Origin of the sequence: Leclercia sp. UBA1284, from assembly GCF_002308415.1 — a bacterium.
In the GTDB taxonomy this organism is placed as follows: domain Bacteria; phylum Pseudomonadota; class Gammaproteobacteria; order Enterobacterales; family Enterobacteriaceae; genus Enterobacter; species Enterobacter pneumoniae.
In genome coordinates this window covers 1,620,714-1,638,462 of record NZ_DBUS01000006.1, presented here as the reverse complement: position 1 = coordinate 1,638,462, position 17,749 = coordinate 1,620,714, and the positions used below count along the sequence as shown (strand labels likewise).

Annotated in this window: 15 protein-coding genes, 2 tRNA genes and 1 other RNA gene; 11 read left to right on the top strand and 7 right to left on the bottom strand. The window is 50.4% G+C overall.

Annotation, left to right across the window (positions count from 1 at the left end; genetic code table 11):
• Window positions 1–41 precede the first annotated feature (41 nt).
• Window positions 42–485 carry an Lrp/AsnC family transcriptional regulator gene (locus tag B3511_RS11140; RefSeq protein WP_046885195.1) on the top strand — a complete coding sequence of 148 codons (444 nt, stop codon included), beginning with the start codon at window positions 42–44 and terminating at the stop codon, window positions 483–485.
• 60 nt (window positions 486–545) lie between these two features.
• Here B3511_RS11140 and B3511_RS11135 read toward each other — a convergent pair.
• From B3511_RS11135 to B3511_RS11115, 5 genes are all read right to left on the bottom strand, one after another.
• A non-coding RNA gene (locus B3511_RS11135) (RtT sRNA) lies at window positions 546–676 on the bottom strand.
• A gap of 43 nt (window positions 677–719) precedes the next feature.
• A tRNA-Tyr gene (locus tag B3511_RS11130) sits at window positions 720–804 on the bottom strand.
• A gap of 138 nt (window positions 805–942) precedes the next feature.
• Window positions 943–1,027 (bottom strand) — tRNA-Tyr (locus tag B3511_RS11125).
• A 156-nt stretch (window positions 1,028–1,183) separates the two neighbouring features.
• On the bottom strand, window positions 1,184–2,026 hold the full coding sequence (purU, locus tag B3511_RS11120) for a formyltetrahydrofolate deformylase (RefSeq protein WP_040075264.1): 843 nt from the start codon (window positions 2,024–2,026) through the stop codon (window positions 1,184–1,186).
• Window positions 2,027–2,073: 47 nt separating this feature from the next.
• A complete protein-coding gene (locus tag B3511_RS11115; protein WP_072039561.1) occupies window positions 2,074–2,532 on the bottom strand; it encodes a YchJ family protein in 459 nt (152 codons plus the stop codon).
• Between the two features lie 113 nt (window positions 2,533–2,645).
• Between B3511_RS11115 and rssA the strand changes: the two genes are divergently transcribed.
• The 3 genes from rssA (at window position 2,646) to galU (ending at window position 5,763) form a co-directional block, all read left to right on the top strand.
• Window positions 2,646–3,548 carry a patatin-like phospholipase RssA gene (gene rssA, locus B3511_RS11110; RefSeq protein ID WP_207291874.1) on the top strand — a complete coding sequence of 301 codons (903 nt, stop codon included), beginning with the start codon at window positions 2,646–2,648 and terminating at the stop codon, window positions 3,546–3,548.
• A 93-nt stretch (window positions 3,549–3,641) separates the two neighbouring features.
• On the top strand, window positions 3,642–4,655 hold the full coding sequence (gene rssB / locus B3511_RS11105) for a two-component system response regulator RssB (protein WP_040075267.1): 1,014 nt from the start codon (window positions 3,642–3,644) through the stop codon (window positions 4,653–4,655).
• Window positions 4,656–4,854: 199 nt separating this feature from the next.
• Window positions 4,855–5,763, top strand: a complete 909-nt coding sequence (gene galU / locus B3511_RS11100) for a UTP--glucose-1-phosphate uridylyltransferase GalU (RefSeq protein WP_040075268.1) — start codon at window positions 4,855–4,857, stop codon at window positions 5,761–5,763.
• A 165-nt stretch (window positions 5,764–5,928) separates the two neighbouring features.
• Here the strand turns inward: galU and hns are convergent, their stop codons facing one another.
• Window positions 5,929–6,342 (bottom strand): histone-like nucleoid-structuring protein H-NS, encoded by a 414-nt coding sequence (gene hns, locus B3511_RS11095; RefSeq protein ID WP_040075269.1) that lies wholly within the window; start codon window positions 6,340–6,342, stop codon window positions 5,929–5,931.
• A gap of 523 nt (window positions 6,343–6,865) precedes the next feature.
• Between hns and tdk the strand changes: the two genes are divergently transcribed.
• Complete coding sequence (gene tdk / locus B3511_RS11090) at window positions 6,866–7,480, top strand: thymidine kinase (protein WP_212475703.1); 615 nt, start codon at window positions 6,866–6,868, stop codon at window positions 7,478–7,480.
• Window positions 7,481–7,554: 74 nt separating this feature from the next.
• Here tdk and adhE read toward each other — a convergent pair whose 3' ends face one another.
• Complete coding sequence (adhE, locus tag B3511_RS11085; protein ID WP_046885197.1) at window positions 7,555–10,230, bottom strand: bifunctional acetaldehyde-CoA/alcohol dehydrogenase; 2,676 nt, start codon at window positions 10,228–10,230, stop codon at window positions 7,555–7,557.
• A gap of 476 nt (window positions 10,231–10,706) precedes the next feature.
• Here adhE and B3511_RS11080 point away from each other — a divergent pair, with 476 nt between their 5' ends.
• The 6 genes from B3511_RS11080 (at window position 10,707) to oppF (ending at window position 17,714) form a co-directional block, all read left to right on the top strand.
• A complete protein-coding gene (locus B3511_RS11080) occupies window positions 10,707–11,354 on the top strand; it encodes a YchE family NAAT transporter (protein ID WP_046885198.1) in 648 nt (215 codons plus the stop codon).
• Window positions 11,355–12,127: 773 nt separating this feature from the next.
• Window positions 12,128–13,759: an oligopeptide ABC transporter substrate-binding protein OppA gene (gene oppA, locus B3511_RS11075; RefSeq protein ID WP_046885199.1), complete on the top strand. Its 1,632-nt coding sequence runs from the start codon at window positions 12,128–12,130 to the stop codon at window positions 13,757–13,759.
• An 85-nt stretch (window positions 13,760–13,844) separates the two neighbouring features.
• On the top strand, window positions 13,845–14,765 hold the full coding sequence (gene oppB / locus B3511_RS11070; RefSeq protein ID WP_040075273.1) for an oligopeptide ABC transporter permease OppB: 921 nt from the start codon (window positions 13,845–13,847) through the stop codon (window positions 14,763–14,765).
• A gap of 14 nt (window positions 14,766–14,779) precedes the next feature.
• Window positions 14,780–15,688, top strand: coding sequence for an oligopeptide ABC transporter permease OppC (gene oppC / locus B3511_RS11065; RefSeq protein WP_040075274.1), 909 nt, complete (start codon window positions 14,780–14,782; stop codon window positions 15,686–15,688).
• Window positions 15,689–15,699: 11 nt separating this feature from the next.
• Window positions 15,700–16,713 (top strand): ABC transporter ATP-binding protein, encoded by a 1,014-nt coding sequence (locus B3511_RS11060; RefSeq protein ID WP_046885200.1) that lies wholly within the window; start codon window positions 15,700–15,702, stop codon window positions 16,711–16,713.
• The gene (gene oppF / locus B3511_RS11055) at window positions 16,710–17,714 is read left to right on the top strand and encodes a murein tripeptide/oligopeptide ABC transporter ATP-binding protein OppF (protein WP_040075276.1); all 1,005 of its coding nucleotides are present in this window, start codon (window positions 16,710–16,712) and stop codon (window positions 17,712–17,714) included. The genes B3511_RS11060 and oppF overlap by 4 nt, the downstream gene beginning before the upstream one ends.
• The last annotated feature ends 35 nt before the right edge of the window (window positions 17,715–17,749 follow it).

Here is a 17,749-nt window from a genome sequence, read left to right as displayed (position 1 = left end):
GGCGAATTGGGTTAAATGCTTTTTTAAATAAGGTGAAACTGATGGAAAGCCTGCTTGATGAAATCGATCGGCAAATACTGGCCTGTCTGGTTGAAGATGCGCGCATGTCGTTAAAGGTGCTTAGCAGCCGGGTTGGACTGACATCGCCCAGCACGGCCGAACGTCTGAAGCGGCTCGAAGAGCGTGGCGTGATTCAGGGTTATGGCGCACGCGTGGATCTCGCGGCGTTGGGGTATACCTTGCAGGCGCTGGTGCGCGTGCGGCCATTGCCAGGGTTACTGCACAAGGTTGATAAATATATTCAGGCCATGCCTGAGTGCATTGAAAGCGATAAGGTCACGGGGGAGGATTGCTTTGTGATCAGGCTGGTGGTGCGCTCTATCGGTCAGCTGGATACGCTGCTGGACGGTCTGGCCGAACATGCCCAGTGCAATACGTCAATTGTGAAGAGTTCGCCGGTGAAACGCCGGTTGCCGCCGATGTAACTGCAGCTGCTAATGGTGCATCAGTGAATTGAGAGAGTGTTTGTAGCGACAGGTAAGTGATGGTAGTGGGGGAAGGATTACTCGGCGCGCTGCGCCTCGCCCTTCGGGTCGTTGCCTGCGGCAACGCTTTCTCGCTTCGCTCGAATCGAACCTTGGTCGAAGCTTCTCATCCTTCCCGCTTCGGAGAATATGGAGCACTGAACTAAGAGAAAGTTTGTAGCGACAGGTAAGTGATGGTGGTGGGGGAAGGATTCGAACCTTCGAAGTCGATGACGGCAGATTTACAGTCTGCTCCCTTTGGCCGCTCGGGAACCCCACCAGGGGTAATACTATTTTGAGGTGCTGCGTGAAGATGGTGGTGGGGGAAGGATTATTCGTCGCTTCGCTCCTCACCCTTCCCGATAAGCGCAAACTTTACGTTAACTCACCGGTGTTACCACATTGCTGTGGTGAATAATGGTGGTGGGGGAAGGATTCGAACCTTCGAAGTCGATGACGGCAGATTTACAGTCTGCTCCCTTTGGCCGCTCGGGAACCCCACCACGGGGTAATGCTATTACTGGCCTGCTTCCTGTTGGAAGCGGGGCGCATCATATCAAATGAGACGCCCCTGTAAAGCATTCCTTTAGGTAAATGACATTGTTTGACTGCTTTTTATCCGTAAAGGTGCAAAGCTAATCAATTCATTTCCCAAAGGATTAAAGAATAATTGTTCTGTTACCGTAGACGAACACACGTTGCGCCAGCACCTGATACAACGCGCGGCTTAAGACGTTTTTCTCAACATCGCGTCCGGCACGCATCATATCCTCTGCGGTATAGGTATGATTCACATGAATCACGTCCTGCATGATGATAGGACCTTCATCCAGGTTATCGTTCACGTAGTGTGCAGTGGCGCCAATGATTTTAACACCACGCTCATAGGCCTGATGATAAGGGCGCGCGCCGATAAAGGCAGGCAGGAACGAGTGGTGAATATTGATAATCTTGTTCGGGAAACGCGCCACGAAAGAGGGGGTTAATACGCGCATATATTTCGCCAGAACCACGTAATCCGGGTTATAGGCATCAATGGCATCTGCCATTAACGCATCATGCTCTTCGCGGGTATGCCCCTCGTGGCTGACCAACTGGAAAGGAATATCAAAACGTTCAACCAGCGTGCGCAGGGTATCATGGTTGCCAATTACCGCAGCGATCTCCACATCCAGCCCGCCGTAGTTCGCTTTCATCAGCAGATCACCCAGACAATGCGCCTCTTTAGTGACCAGAATGACAATGCGACGACGACCCGCTGGGGTTAACTCGCGAACCGAACCTTCCGGCAACGCACCATCCAGATCTGCCAGCAGCGTGGCGTCGTTAAAAATCCCTTCCAGCTCGGTACGCATAAAGAAACGGCCGGTGCGATGATCAACAAACTCATTATTTTGCACAATATTCAGTTCGTGCTTGTAACAAATGTTGGTAATGCGGGCGATGAGACCTTTCTGGTCAGGACAAATAGTGCGCAAGACTTTGCGTTGAATTGATTGCATTGCCGGTAAATCCTGTTGATTGTTGGCTTGTTATAGGTGGCCAGGGACTACTGCCCGCAGCACTTTTTAAATTTTTTACCTGATCCGCAGGGGCAGGGGTCATTACGGCCAAACTGCGGACGAGTACCATCAATATAGTACCACTGTCCCCCTTCCTTTAAGAAACGGGAACGCTCGATAATCGCCCCGGCTTTTCCCTGCTCGGAAAATCGGGCGACAAAGCTGACAAAACCTTCGTTTTCGTCATGGCCTGTGGCCGTGTCAAAAAGGGTGAGGCCGCGCCATTCGGTATGAGCAAAACCGGCTTCAATCTCCTGGCGAAAAGTCTCAGCCTGGCAGGATGGATGCCAGGTTTTTATCAGATAGTTTGCGTCACGGCTCACAAAAGCACTGTAACGTGAACGCATAAGGTGTGACGGATCAGGAGCAACCTGTTCACCAGAAAGATATCGCTGGCAACATAGGCTATACTCGAGAGCGCTACCACAGGGACAGAGTTGAGACACCATTCTCTTCCTGAAAGCTAAAATAACGGCGAAAACGCCAGGGTGGCACTATGTTAACTGAGCGGTTGCAATGACGCCATTGTCAGGAGTCCAGGGGACGCTAAACGGTAAGAATGAGAAAGGTTAAAATTGGACTGGCTTTAGGGTCGGGTGCGGCCCGGGGCTGGTCGCATATAGGTGTGATCAATGCCTTACAACGTCTTGGTATCGAAATTGATATAGTTGCAGGCTGTTCGATTGGTTCTCTGGTGGGTGCTGCGTACTCCTGTGGCAAATTACCCGAGCTGGAAACCTGGGTACGTTCTTTCAGTTACTGGGACGTGCTGCGCCTGATGGATCTCTCCTGGCAGCGTGGCGGGTTACTGCGCGGTGAACGTGTCTTCAACCACTACCGTCAGGTTATGCCGCTGAGCGACTTTGCCGATTGCCAACGTCCCTTCGGCGCCGTTGCCACCAACCTTAGCACCGGCCGGGAACTCTGGTTCACCGAAGGGGATATCCACCTGGCCGTGCGCGCCTCCTGCAGTATGCCGGGCTTAATGGCACCGGTCCCGCACAATGGTTATTGGCTGGTGGATGGCGGTGTCGTTAACCCCATTCCTATCTCCCTGACGCGCGCCATGGGCGCGGATATCGTTATTGCCGTTGATCTCCAGCATGATGCCCATCTTATGCAGCAAGACCTGATGCCAGTAAACACGCATTCTGATGAAACCAGTAGCGAGGAGCGAGTATGGCATGAACGCCTTCGTGAACGGTTAGGACGCTTTACTGCGCGTAAGTTGGTTGCGGCACCTACGGCAATGGAAATTATGACGACCTCCATCCAGGTGCTAGAAAATCGCCTAAAACGCAACCGCATGGCGGGCGATCCACCTGATATTCTGATTCAACCTTTTTGTCCGCAAATCTCGACGCTCGATTTTCATCGGGCAGAAGCAGCCATTACGGCAGGCGTGCAAGCTGTCGAAAAGAAAATGGATGAATTGATACCTTTGGTGCGCACGACACACTGAGCGCCCCTTTTTTTGATTACTTCAGCAAAATCTGACAGGCGATAGTACCGATAGCGTGCCACTATTGATCTACTGTCAGCCCGGGGAGAAAACATGACGCAACCATTGGCCGGAAAACATATCCTGATTGTCGAAGACGAGCCCGTTTTCCGTTCACTGCTTGACTCCTGGCTCTCATCGTTAGGTGCAACAACAGCACTGGCCGGTGATGGTATCGACGCACTGGAAATTATGATGGGCATGAAGCCCGATCTGATGATCTGCGATCTCGCCATGCCGCGTATGAATGGCCTGGCGCTCGTCGAGCACCTCCGCAACGAAGGCGATCAGACGCCCGTGCTGGTGATTTCAGCCACCGAGAATATGGCTGACATCGCGAAAGCGCTTCGTCTGGGCGTGCAGGACGTACTGCTCAAACCAGTGAAAGATCTCAATCGTCTGCGGGAAACCGTCTTCGCCTGCCTTTATCCCAATATGTTCAATTCACGTGTGGAAGAGGAAGAACGTCTCTTCCAGGACTGGGATGCACTGGTCAATAACCCCCATGCGGCAGCGAAATTACTGAAAGAGTTACAGCCTCCGGTTCAGCAGACCATCGCCGAGTGCAAGGTTAATTATCGCCAGCTGGTTGCTGCCGACAAGCCGGGACTGGTGCTGGATATTGCACCGTTATCGGATAACGATCTGGCATTTTATTGTCTGGATGTTACCCGCGCAGGGGATAATGGCGTCCTGGCCGCTTTATTGTTGCGCGCATTGTTTAACGGTTTATTGCAAGAGCAGCTTTCTCATCAGCGGCAGCGGCTCCCCGAGTTGGGCAGCTTGCTTAAACAGGTTAATCAGCTGCTGCGGCAGGCAAATTTACCGGGACAATTCCCGTTACTGGTAGGTTATTACCATAGCGGTTTAAAAAATTTGATTTTGGTCTCCGCTGGGCTTAATGCCACGCTTAATACTGGAGAGCATCATATTCAGGTCAGTAATGGCGTCCCTTTAGGTACTTTAGGAAATACCTATCTAAACCAAATAAGTCACCGCTGCGCATCCTGGCAGTGTCAAATTTGGGGGGCAGGCGGCCGTTTACGCTTAATGTTGTCTACGGAATAAGCATTTGTAATATATCTCCACAGATAGCTTTACCGTCGTTTCAAGGGCAGTGCTACTATCACTGCCAGTTTCATTCGTATTTATCCTAATTAATCGGTAGCGCGTCCTTTTCAGACCCGGACTGGTAACTGAGACTGATATACTAAACGCGTTATTTATGCAGATAAGTTCAAAACTTGAACAGTTCAGGAGAGTTTCAATGGCTGCCCTAAATTCGAAAGTCACAAAGGCCGTTATCCCGGTTGCTGGGTTAGGAACCCGTATGCTGCCGGCAACGAAGGCAATTCCAAAAGAGATGCTGCCACTCGTTGATAAGCCATTAATCCAGTATGTGGTCAATGAATGTATTGCCGCTGGCATTACTGAAATTGTGCTGGTAACGCATTCATCCAAAAACTCTATCGAAAACCATTTCGATACCAGTTTTGAACTTGAAGCCATGCTGGAAAAACGTGTTAAGCGCCAGCTGCTGGAAGAAGTTCAGTCTATTTGCCCGCCTCACGTCACTATTATGCAGGTGCGTCAGGGTCTGGCAAAAGGTCTGGGTCATGCCGTACTGTGTGCACACCCGGTTGTAGGTAATGAACCTGTCGCGGTTATTCTGCCAGACGTTATCCTTGATGAATTTGAATCCGATCTTTCTCAGGATAACCTGGCTGAAATGATCAAACGTTTCGACGATACCGGCAGCAGCCAGATTATGGTTGAGCCTGTCGAAGACGTAACCGCATACGGCGTTGTAGACTGCAAAGGCATTGCGCTGCAGCCAGGCGAGAGCGTACCTATGGTAGGCGTTGTAGAGAAGCCTAAAGCCGACGTAGCGCCGTCTAATCTGGCGGTGGTAGGGCGTTATGTCCTGAGTGCGGAAATCTGGCCGCTGCTGGCTAAAACCCCTCCAGGCGCCGGTGATGAAATTCAGCTGACCGACGGTATCGATATGCTGATCGAGAAAGAGACCGTTGAAGCCTACCATATGAAAGGTAAGAGCCATGACTGCGGTAATAAACTCGGTTACATGCAGGCGTTTGTAGAATATGGGATTCGTCACCAGTCACTGGGTGAAGAATTCAAGGGTTGGTTGAAAGAGACACTGGGTATTAAAAACTAAGCTCGCTTTATCCCCTCTGAAACCGGTGCCAGTCATGGCTCCGGTTTTTTTATGCCCACCAGGATGAGTCTTAATAAGACAATCTGTAACCTGATGTCTCTGTCAATAAAAGAGGGGCATAAAAAAATCCCGCCTTAAGCGGGATTTTTTATAAAGCGTTCTGGATTATTCCTTGATCAGGAAGTCGTCCAGCTGTTTGCCTTGTTCATCCATGGCTTTCTTGATAACAGCTGGGGTACGGCCCTGGCCAGTCCAGGTTTTAGATTCGCCGTTCTCATCGATGTAGCTATATTTAGCCGGACGAGCTGCACGTTTAGCCTTGGTGCCAGATTTAGCCGCAGCCATGCTGTTCAGTAATTCGTTAGGATCAATACCATCAGCAATCAGCATTTCGCGATATTGTTGCAGTTTACGAGTACGCTCTTCGATTTCTGCAGCAGCAGCATTTTCTTCTTCACGACGCTCATTAACTACGACTTCTAATTTTTCCAGCATTTCTTCAAGCGTTTCAAGTGTGCATTCTCTTGACTGCGCGCGAAGAGTACGGATGTTGTTCAGAATTTTAAGTGCTTCGCTCATTGTAGTAATCTCAAACTTATATTGTGGGGTTTGTTGAGGTAATAATAGAGGCATAAATTGATATGTGCAATAGGGCAGAATGTAAGGAATTCAAAAAATAGCCAATATCTGACGATATTATTAAATACGCTAACTTAAATTTACTCAGTTGAAAGCGACGTTAGTTATCAAAAGATGCGGATTTAACCTGACGGTAATCGCTTTCTTTTGTGACGGTTCCCACAGCATTATAGTTTCCAGGGATAAATATCAACCATTTGTATTAGCGCGTTATAGACAGTAATCCTTAGGAATTCTTAATTAATTTCGGATTTTTTCTGCATTACATTAAGCAATAAATAACTGCATTTTCCAGAACTTACAGTGGTTCTTGTTACATGCCATTCGCTTTATTTTAGATTTTAATAGCAACTCCATCGCGGCGCGGCTATGCCGCCTGTTGCAAGGCCAGACAGATGCCCCGACAAAATATGGTACAATGCCGCATCGGGAATAATACACATTCATTAGGGTTTTACGGCCAATGGCACAACTGTATTTTTACTATTCAGCAATGAACGCCGGTAAGTCGACGGCGCTGCTGCAATCCTCCTACAATTACCAGGAACGTGGGATGCGGACTGTCGTCTATACCGCTGAGATTGACGATCGCTTTGGCAGCGGTAAAGTCAGTTCACGAATTGGACTCTCTTCTCCCGCCCGGCTTTATAACCCGCAGACCTGCCTGCTGGAAGATATCCGCGCCGAACATGCGCGTCAGCCCATCCACTGCGTGCTGGTCGATGAGAGCCAATTTTTAACCCGTCAGCAGGTTCATGAACTTTCAGAAGTGGTCGATGAACTGGATATTCCCGTGCTCTGTTATGGCCTGCGTACGGATTTCCGCGGGGAGTTGTTTATTGGCAGTCAGTATTTGTTGGCATGGTCAGATAAACTGGTGGAATTGAAAACCATCTGTTTCTGCGGACGTAAGGCGAGCATGGTGCTGCGTCTGGATCAGCATGGTAAACCTTATGCAGAAGGGGAGCAGGTGGTAATAGGGGGGAACGAACGTTACGTATCGGTCTGCCGCAAGCATTATAAGGATGCACTTGTAGTGGGCTCCCTGACCGCAATTCAAGAAGCCTACCGCCGTTAATACTTAATCAATTCTCAGTTAACCCCATATATAAAAAAACCCGCCAGAAGGCGGGTTTTTTGTTGGGCCGTTAATTAAGCGCTTTTCTTCGCTTTCTTATCGGCCTTGACTGGCATTTCAACTTTAGGCGCAGCAGTTTCACCTTCGGTGTATTCGCGGCCATAGTAAGTATCCAGCAGAATCTGTTTCAGCTCAGCGATCAGCGGGTAACGCGGGTTAGCGCCAGTACACTGGTCATCGAAAGCATCTTCAGACAGTTTATCCACGTGAGCCAGGAAGTCAGCTTCCTGAACACCGGCTTCGCGGATAGATTTAGGGATACCCAGCTCAGCTTTGATGCTGTCGAGCCATGCCAGCAGTTTCTCGATCTTAGCGGCAGTGCGGTCGCCCGGTGCGCTCAGACCCAGATGGTCTGCAATTTCAGCGTAACGACGACGCGCTTGTGGGCGGTCGTACTGGCTGAATGCAGTCTGCTTGGTTGGGTTGTCATTGGCGTTATAGCGGATAACGTTGCCAATCAACAGGGCGTTCGCCAGACCGTGAGGAATGTGGAACTGCGAACCCAGTTTGTGCGCCATAGAGTGGCAAACACCCAGGAAGGCGTTAGCAAACGCGATACCGGCGATGGTTGCTGCACTGTGGACACGTTCGCGCGCTACCGGGTTTTTAGACCCTTCATTATACGAGGCTGGCAGATTCTCTTTCAGCAGTTTCAGCGCCTGCAGAGCCTGGCCGTCGGAGAACTCGGAAGCCAGTACGGAGACATATGCTTCCAGAGCGTGAGTGACCGCATCCAGACCGCCGAATGCGCAGAGCGATTTCGGCATGTCCATCACCAGGTTGGCGTCAACAATCGCCATATCCGGGGTCAGGGCATAGTCAGCCAGTGGATATTTTTGACCAGTTGCATCGTCGGTAACAACCGCAAACGGAGTCACTTCTGAACCGGTACCGGACGTGGTGGTTACCGCGATCATTTTCGCTTTCACGCCCATTTTCGGGAACTTGTAGATACGTTTACGGATATCCATAAAGCGCAGCGCCAGTTCTTCAAAGTGGGTTTCAGGATGCTCGTACATCACCCACATGATTTTTGCTGCGTCCATCGGGGAACCGCCGCCCAGCGCGATAATCACGTCTGGTTTGAAGGAGTTGGCCAGTTCAGCACCTTTACGAACCACGCTCAGCGTTGGATCCGCTTCAACTTCGAAGAACACTTCCGTTTCAACGCCTGACGCTTTCAGTACCGAGGTAATCTGGTCTGCATAGCCGTTGTTGAACAGGAAACGGTCAGTCACGATGAGCGCACGTTTGTGGCCATCAGTAATCACTTCATCCAGCGCGATTGGCAGTGAGCCACGACGGAAGTAGATAGATTTCGGAAGTTTATGCCACAACATGTTCTCAGCTCGCTTAGCAACGGTTTTCTTGTTGATCAGGTGCTTAGGACCAACGTTTTCAGAGATGGAGTTACCACCCCAGGAACCACAACCCAGAGTCAGGGAAGGCGCGAGTTTGAAGTTATACAGGTCACCGATACCACCCTGAGAAGCCGGGGTGTTGATCAGGATACGTGCGGTTTTCATCTTCTGACCGAAGTGAGCAACACGTTCTGGCTGGTTATCCTGGTCGGTGTACAGGCAAGAGGTATGACCGATACCGCCCATTGCCACCAGTTTCTCTGCTTTTTCTACCGCGTCGTCGAAATCTTTTGCGCGGTACATGGCAAGAGTAGGGGAAAGTTTTTCGTGCGCAAATGGCTCGCTTTCATCAACAACCGTGACTTCACCAATCAAAATCTTGGTAGAAGCCGGAACGGTAAAGCCTGCCAGTTCAGCAATTTTATACGCTGGCTGACCTACGATAGCCGCGTTCAGCGCGCCATTTTTCAGGATGATGTCCTGAACGGCTTTCAGCTCTTTACCCTGCAGCATGTAGCCGCCGTGGCTGGCAAAACGTTCGCGAACGGCATCGTATACTGAATCAACAACAACCACAGACTGTTCAGACGCACAGATAACACCGTTATCGAAGGTTTTAGACATCAGTACAGATGCCACAGCACGTTTGATATCCGCTGTTTCGTCGATAACGACCGGAGTATTACCAGCACCTACACCGATGGCAGGTTTACCAGAGCTGTAAGCGGCTTTAACCATACCTGGACCACCGGTCGCGAGGATCAGGTTAATGTCCGGGTGGTGCATCAGCGCGTTGGACAGTTCAACAGAAGGCTGATCGATCCAGCCGATTAAATCTTTCGGTGCACCCGCTGCGATAGCGGCCTGCAATACGATATCTGCAGCTTTATTGGTCGCATCTTTAGCACGCGGATGTGGAGAGAAGATAATTGCGTTACGGGTCTTCAGGCTGATGAGCGATTTGAAGATAGCGGTAGAGGTTGGGTTGGTGGTTGGAACGATACCGCAAATGATGCCGATAGGTTCTGCAATAGTGATGGTGCCGAAGGTGTCATCTTCAGACAGCACCCCGCAGGTTTTCTCATCTTTATAGGCGTTGTAGATATACTCTGAAGCGAAGTGGTTTTTAATCACTTTATCTTCAACGATACCCATACCGGATTCGGCAACGGCCATTTTAGCGAGAGGGATTCGAGCATCTGCAGCAGCCAGAGCGGCGGCGCGGAAGATTTTATCAACCTGTTCTTGGGTGAAATTGGCATATTCACGCTGGGCTTTTTTTACGCGCTCTACAAGTGCGTTAAGTTCAGCGACATTAGTAACAGCCATAATGCTCTCCTGATAAAGTTAAACTCTTTTAGTAAATCAGCTGCTCGACACGACAAACAGTATAGACAGTGCGCAAGTGACTTGCTTAACTCACATTGAAATCAATGGTTTATCTTGTTTATGCAACCCCTGACTTACTAAAAGAGCCTCCTTTCAACACCTTATTGAGTAGTATTGAAACTCCCTGGTGGCGTAATCAAGATTACTCACTTCTGAGTACGAAAATCATGATCCAAATCAATTTATCCATAAGCTGATACCTTTCAGCAGGGGCATTTTGTGTGATTTCATCAGGTGTTAATGAGTTCTGTAAATTATTGAACCATAATGACTCATTCAGTATACAAATATTTTACATTCCCAAATGCAGGGATTAAGCAATATTGTGATGAAGTCTGGGTCTAAAAAGCGTATCTTCAGCGCGGTTATTATTCCCACCCTTATTTATCAGGCACTGCGTTTTACCGGAGCTAACAGTGGATCTATCGCTCTTTGATTTTCAAACCTATTTTAAATTTTTTATTGGTCTTTTCGCGTTAGTTAACCCGGTCGGTATCATTCCCGTGTTTATCAGCATGACCAGCTACCAGTCGGCCGTGGCGAGGAACAAAACTAACCTCACCGCAAACTTGTCGGTGGCGATCATCCTGCTGACCTCGCTCTATCTTGGCGATTCCATATTGCAGATTTTCGGCATCTCCATCGATTCGTTCAGGATCGCCGGGGGGATTCTGGTGGTTACCATTGCGATGTCGATGATCAGCGGCAAGCTCGGGGAAGATAAGCAGAACAAACAAGAGAAATCAGAAACCGCAATACGCGAAAGTATTGGCGTGGTGCCGCTGGCGCTGCCCTTAATGGCGGGGCCTGGGGCAATCAGTTCAACGATAGTCTGGGGAACCCGATACCATAATTGGATGCACTTAATCGGCTTTTCCCTCGCCATTGCGCTGTTTGCGTTATGTTGTTGGGGCGTCTTCCGCATGGCACCCTGGCTGGTTCGTCTGCTGGGCCAGACCGGTATTAACGTGATCACCCGTATAATGGGGTTATTGTTAATGGCCCTGGGTATTGAATTTATTGTCACCGGAATTAAGTCGATATTCCCTGGACTCTTGTCATAACTATTTCATACGAAAGAGCGGAGCTAATGGCTTCGCTTTTTTTCATCATTATTAGTAAATCCTATAATAAAAGTTGAAAATTTCATGAAAGATAAGAACTTCCACTCATCATTTTGTTCCCTTAACTTTCAATAGTTTGTCTATACATCCTCACTTCTGAAGCTCACATTGCACGCAACCAGCCTGTTATTTTACTCACACCATACTCTGGGGCTTGCTGAGGGATTAATGAAATGATATTAGTAATTTGATGATTCATGTAGATGAATGTGCTAAAAAATAGACAGTTGTTAATTTTTTGTACAAATTTCCTCTCACCTCTGGATTCGTAACGATCGGGGTGCATCATCATTCTTTATCCCATTGAAAGTTGGCATTATTTGTCTGGTTTCGATGCGCGGCAGGGTAGCCCACAAAGCGTCATTATCTTTCGTAAAAGAGAATTGCTTAACAAATTTGCAAAATGTATTGGCACCGGTTACAGCCATTTGGTACTTTCCGGCCTTATAATTTCAGCAGATATCACGAAGATGAGAATCATTTGTATTTGAGGTTTTCGTTTTCACAAAAAAATACATCTCTCTGACAGGAGAGGGGTGTGAAAAATCGACATAAGGTGGTCGAACGAACCACCGGTAATAGTAAAGTCGGTGATAGCAGGCAGTAAAAACACCTGACAGCCACATAAACTCCTGGGTTGTCAGGAAACCCCAACAGGGGAATTAAACAGGCTGGTAAAAACCAGTAATTATAATGAGTGGAGTACCAACACAATGTCCATCATCACAAAAAAAAGTCTGGTAGCGGCGGGAATTTTGACTGCGCTAATCGCAGGCAACGTTGCAATGGCTGCAGACGTTCCTGCTGGAGTACAACTGGCGGAAAAACAGACGCTGGTGCGTAACAACGGTGCCGAGGTTCAGTCTCTGGATCCGCACAAAATTGAAGGTGTACCTGAGTCCAACGTTAACCGCGATCTCTTCGAAGGTCTGCTGGTCTCTGATGTAAACGGCCACCCGGTAGCGGGTGTGGCTGAAAAATGGGAAAACAAAGACGGTAAAGTCTGGACCTTCCATCTGCGTAAAGATGCGAAATGGTCAGATGGCTCTCCTGTTACCGCACACGATTTCGTCTATAGCTGGCAGCGCCTGGCAGATCCAAACACTGCCTCTCCGTATGCGAGCTATCTGCAGTACGGTCATATTGCCAACATTGATGACATCATCACTGGCAAAAAACCGGTCACCGATCTGGGCGTTAAAGCGCTTGATGATAATACTTTCGAAGTGACTCTGAGCGAGCCGGTTCCTTACTTCTACAAACTTCTGGTTCACCCATCCGTCTCCCCGGTTCCAAAAGCTGCGGTTGAGAAATTTGGTGATAAGTGGACTCAGCCAGCAAATATCGTGACCAACGGCGCCTATAAGCTGAAAGACTGGGTTGTTAACGAACGTATCGACCTGGTGCGTAACACTAACTACTGGGATAACGCCAAGACCGTTATTAACCAGGTAACTTACCTGCCAATCTCTTCAGAAGTGACTGACGTTAACCGCTATCGCAGCGGTGAAATCGACATGACCTATAACAACATGCCGATCGAACTGTTCCAGAAACTGAAGAAAGAGATCCCGGCTGAAGTCCATGTTGACCCGTATCTGTGTACTTACTATTACGAAATCAACAACCAGAAAGCGCCATTCAATGACGTTCGTGTTCGTACCGCACTGAAACTGGCGCTGGATCGCGACATCATCGTTAACAAGGTGAAAAACCAGGGCGATCTGCCGGCATACAGCTACACCCCTCCGTATACTGATGGCGCGAAACTGACTCAGCCTGAGTGGTTTGGCTGGTCTCAGGAAAAACGTAACGAAGAAGCGAAGAAACTGCTGGCCGAAGCGGGCTTTACCGCTGACAAGCCGTTGTCCTTCAGCCTGCTGTACAACACTTCTGACCTGCACAAGAAACTGGCTATCGCCGTCTCTTCCATCTGGAAAAAGAACCTGGGTGCGAACGTGAAGCTGGAAAACCAGGAGTGGAAAACCTTCCTGGATAGCCGCCATCAGGGCACCTTCGATGTGGCGCGTGCTGGCTGGTGTGCAGACTACAACGAACCGACTTCCTTCCTGAACACAATGCTGAGCGACAGCTCGAACAACACGGCGCACTATAAGAGCCCAGCGTTCGACAAGCTGATTGGCGATACGCTAAAAGCGACTGACGAAGCCCAGCGTTCCGAGCTCTACTCCAAAGCTGAACAGCAACTGGATAAAGACTCCGCGATTGTGCCGGTCTACTACTACGTGAACGCCCGTCTGGTGAAACCGTGGGTAGGTGGATATACCGGTAAAGACCCGATGGATAATATCTACGTTAAAAACTTGTATATTATCAAGCATTAATGGCAATAAGTGGGGCGGGCAGCGCTCGCCCCACTGTGTCTAATCATCGTGACACTATATAGGCACACGCCAGAAGGTACGGGCAATGTTGAAATTTATCCTACGTCGCTGTCTTGAAGCGATTCCAACACTATTTATTCTTATTACGATCTCCTTCTTTATGATGCGTCTCGCGCCGGGGAGTCCATTTACCGGTGAACGTACATTACCGCCAGAGGTAATGGCCAATATCGAGGCGAAATATCATTTAAACGATCCGATCTCCACCCAGTACTTCAATTATTTGAAGCAGCTGGCGCACGGCGATTTTGGACCGTCATTTAAATATAAAGACTATTCCGTAAACGATCTGGTGGCCTCGAGCTTCCCCGTTTCGGCTAAATTAGGCGCTGCAGCATTCTTGCTGGCTCTGGTTCTCGGCGTCACTGCCGGCGTCATCGCCGCGCTTAAACAAAACTCAAAATGGGATTATGCAGTAATGGGGGTGGCAATGACCGGGGTCGTCATACCGAGCTTTGTCGTGGCGCCGTTACTGGTCATGATATTCGCTATCACGCTGAAATGGCTGCCCGGCGGCGGCTGGAACGGCGGGGCACTGAAATTCATGATTTTGCCAATGGTGGCGTTGTCACTGGCTTATATCGCCAGTATTGCGCGTATCACCCGTGGTTCAATGATTGAAGTTCTGCACTCTAACTTCATCCGTACTGCGCGTGCGAAAGGGCTGCCAATGCGTCGGATCATTTTCCGTCACGCTTTGAAACCTGCGCTGTTGCCCGTGCTCTCCTACTTAGGTCCGGCGTTTGTCGGCATTATTACCGGCTCAATGGTTATCGAAACCATTTATGGTCTGCCGGGTATCGGTCAGCTGTTTGTTAACGGTGCGCTTAACCGTGACTACTCGCTGGTGCTGAGCCTGACCATTCTCGTCGGTGCGCTGACTATTCTCTTTAACGCGATCGTCGATGTGCTCTATGCCGTTATCGATCCGAAAATTCGCTATTGATCCTGGAGCTCGCGATGATGTTAAGTAAGAAAAATAGCGAGGCGCTGGAAAACTTCAGTGAGAAGCTGGAAGTGGAAGGACGCAGCCTGTGGCAGGATGCTCGCCGTCGCTTTATGCACAACCGCGCGGCGGTTGCCAGTCTGATTGTGCTGGTGCTCATTGCCCTGTTCGTCACGCTGGCGCCAATGCTGTCGCAATTCACCTATTTCGATACCGACTGGGGCATGATGTCCAGCGCCCCTGATGCGGAATCGGGCCACTATTTTGGTACCGACTCCTCCGGGCGAGATTTGCTGGTGCGCGTAGCCATCGGGGGTCGTATCTCGCTGATGGTGGGTATTGCCGCAGCCTTCGTCGCGGTGATCCTCGGTACCCTGTACGGTTCACTTTCTGGCTATCTTGGCGGAAAAGTGGACTCGGTAATGATGCGTCTGCTGGAAATTCTTAACTCCTTCCCGTTTATGTTCTTCGTGATCCTGCTGGTGACCTTCTTTGGTCAGAACATCCTGCTGATCTTCGTGGCGATCGGAATGGTGTCATGGCTGGACATGGCGCGTATTGTGCGTGGTCAGACCCTGAGCCTGAAGCGTAAAGAGTTCATCGAAGCGGCCCAGGTTGGCGGTGTTTCTACCGGCAACATCGTGGTGCGCCACATTGTGCCGAACGTGCTCGGCGTGGTGGTGGTGTACGCCTCGCTGCTGGTGCCAAGCATGATTCTGTTCGAATCTTTCCTGAGCTTCCTCGGCCTGGGTACCCAGGAGCCGCTTAGCAGCTGGGGCGCGTTGCTTAGCGATGGCGCCAACTCCATGGAGGTTTCACCGTGGCTGCTGCTGTTCCCGGCTGGTTTCCTGGTCGTGACGCTGTTTTGTTTCAACTTTATCGGCGATGGCCTGCGTGATGCCCTCGATCCGAAAGACCGCTAAGGAGCGCCGTGATGACAATTATTGAAACGGCATCTGCACCCATTGCACAGCAGCAGGATAACGCGCTGCTGGACGTCAAAGATCTGCGCGTCACCTTCAAAACGCCTGATGGCGATGTGACTGCAGTAAACGATCTCAATTTCAGCCTGCGCGCCGGTGAGACGCTGGGCATCGTAGGTGAGTCGGGTTCCGGTAAGTCCCAGACGGCATTTGCGCTGATGGGCCTGTTGGCGGCGAACGGCGTTATTGGCGGTTCTGCTAAATTCAACGGCCGGGAGATCCTGAATTTGCCAGAGCAGGAGTTGAATAAGCTCCGTGCCGAGCAGATTTCGATGATTTTCCAGGATCCGATGACCTCCCTGAACCCCTACATGCGTGTGGGCGAGCAGCTGATGGAAGTGCTGATGCTGCACAAAGGGATGGGCAAAGCCGAAGCGTTTGAAGAGTCCGTCAAAATGCTTGATGCGGTGAAAATGCCCGAAGCACGTAAGCGTATGCGCATGTTCCCGCACGAGTTCTCTGGCGGGATGCGTCAGCGTGTGATGATCGCTATGGCACTGCTCTGCCGGCCTAAGCTGCTGATTGCCGATGAACCGACAACAGCCCTGGACGTGACCGTGCAGGCGCAGATCATGACCCTGTTGAATGAACTGAAGCGTGAGTTCAATACCGCGATCATCATGATCACCCACGACCTGGGGGTTGTGGCAGGTATTTGCGATAAGGTACTGGTGATGTATGCCGGCCGTACCATGGAGTATGGCAAAGCGCGCGATGTCTTCTATCAACCTGCGCACCCTTACTCTATCGGTCTGTTGAATGCTGTGCCACGTCTCGATGCAGAGGGTGAATCTCTGTTAACCATCCCGGGCAACCCGCCAAACCTGCTGCGCTTGCCGAAAGGCTGTCCGTTCCAGCCGCGCTGCCCGCATGCGATGGAGATCTGTAACAGCGCTCCACCGCTGGTGGAATTTGCACCAGGCCGTCTACGCGCCTGCTTTAAGCCGTACGAGGAGCTGGTATGAACGCTATCGACGAAAAAAGAAACGTATTGCTCGAAATCGCCGATCTGAAGGTGCACTTCGACATCAAGGATGGCAAACAGTGGTTCTGGCAGCCGCCAAAAACGCTGAAAGCGGTAGATGGCGTCACGCTGCGTCTGTATGAAGGCGAAACCCTGGGCGTGGTAGGGGAGTCGGGCTGCGGTAAATCGACGTTCGCCCGTGCCATCATTGGCCTGGTGAAAGCTACCGACGGCAAGGTTGCCTGGCTGGGTAAAGATCTGCTGGGAATGAAGCCGGAAGAGTGGCGCAATGTGCGCAGCGATATCCAGATGATTTTCCAGGATCCGCTGGCCTCGCTGAACCCGCGTATGACCATCGGCGAAATCATCGCTGAGCCGCTGCGTACTTATCATCCAAAAATGCCGCGCACCGAAGTGCGTGACCGCGTAAAAGCGATGATGATGAAAGTAGGGCTGCTGCCAAACCTGATCAACCGCTACCCGCATGAGTTTTCTGGCGGCCAGTGTCAGCGTATCGGGATTGCCCGTGCGCTGATCCTTGAGCCGAAGCTGATTATCTGTGATGAACCGGTGTCGGCGCTGGACGTCTCTATTCAGGCGCAGGTGGTTAACCTGCTGCAAAAACTGCAGCGCGAGATGGGGCTGTCGTTGATCTTCATTGCCCACGACCTGGCGGTGGTGAAGCACATCTCTGACCGCGTTCTGGTGATGTATTTAGGCCACGCCGTTGAGCTGGGCACCTACGATGAGGTGTACCACAATCCGCTGCACCCTTACACCAAAGCGCTGATGTCGGCGGTGCCGGTACCCGATCCGGATCTGGAGAAGAACAAAAGTATTCAGTTGCTGGAAGGTGAACTGCCATCCCCGATCAACCCGCCGTCTGGCTGCGTGTTCCGTACGCGCTGCCCGATTGCCGGGCCGGAGTGTGCTAAAACGCGCCCGGTGCTGGAAGGTAGCTTCCGCCACGCGGTCTCTTGTCTGAAGGTTGACCCGCTCTAAGCGAACACCATCAATAAAAAAGGCTGCTATAGCAG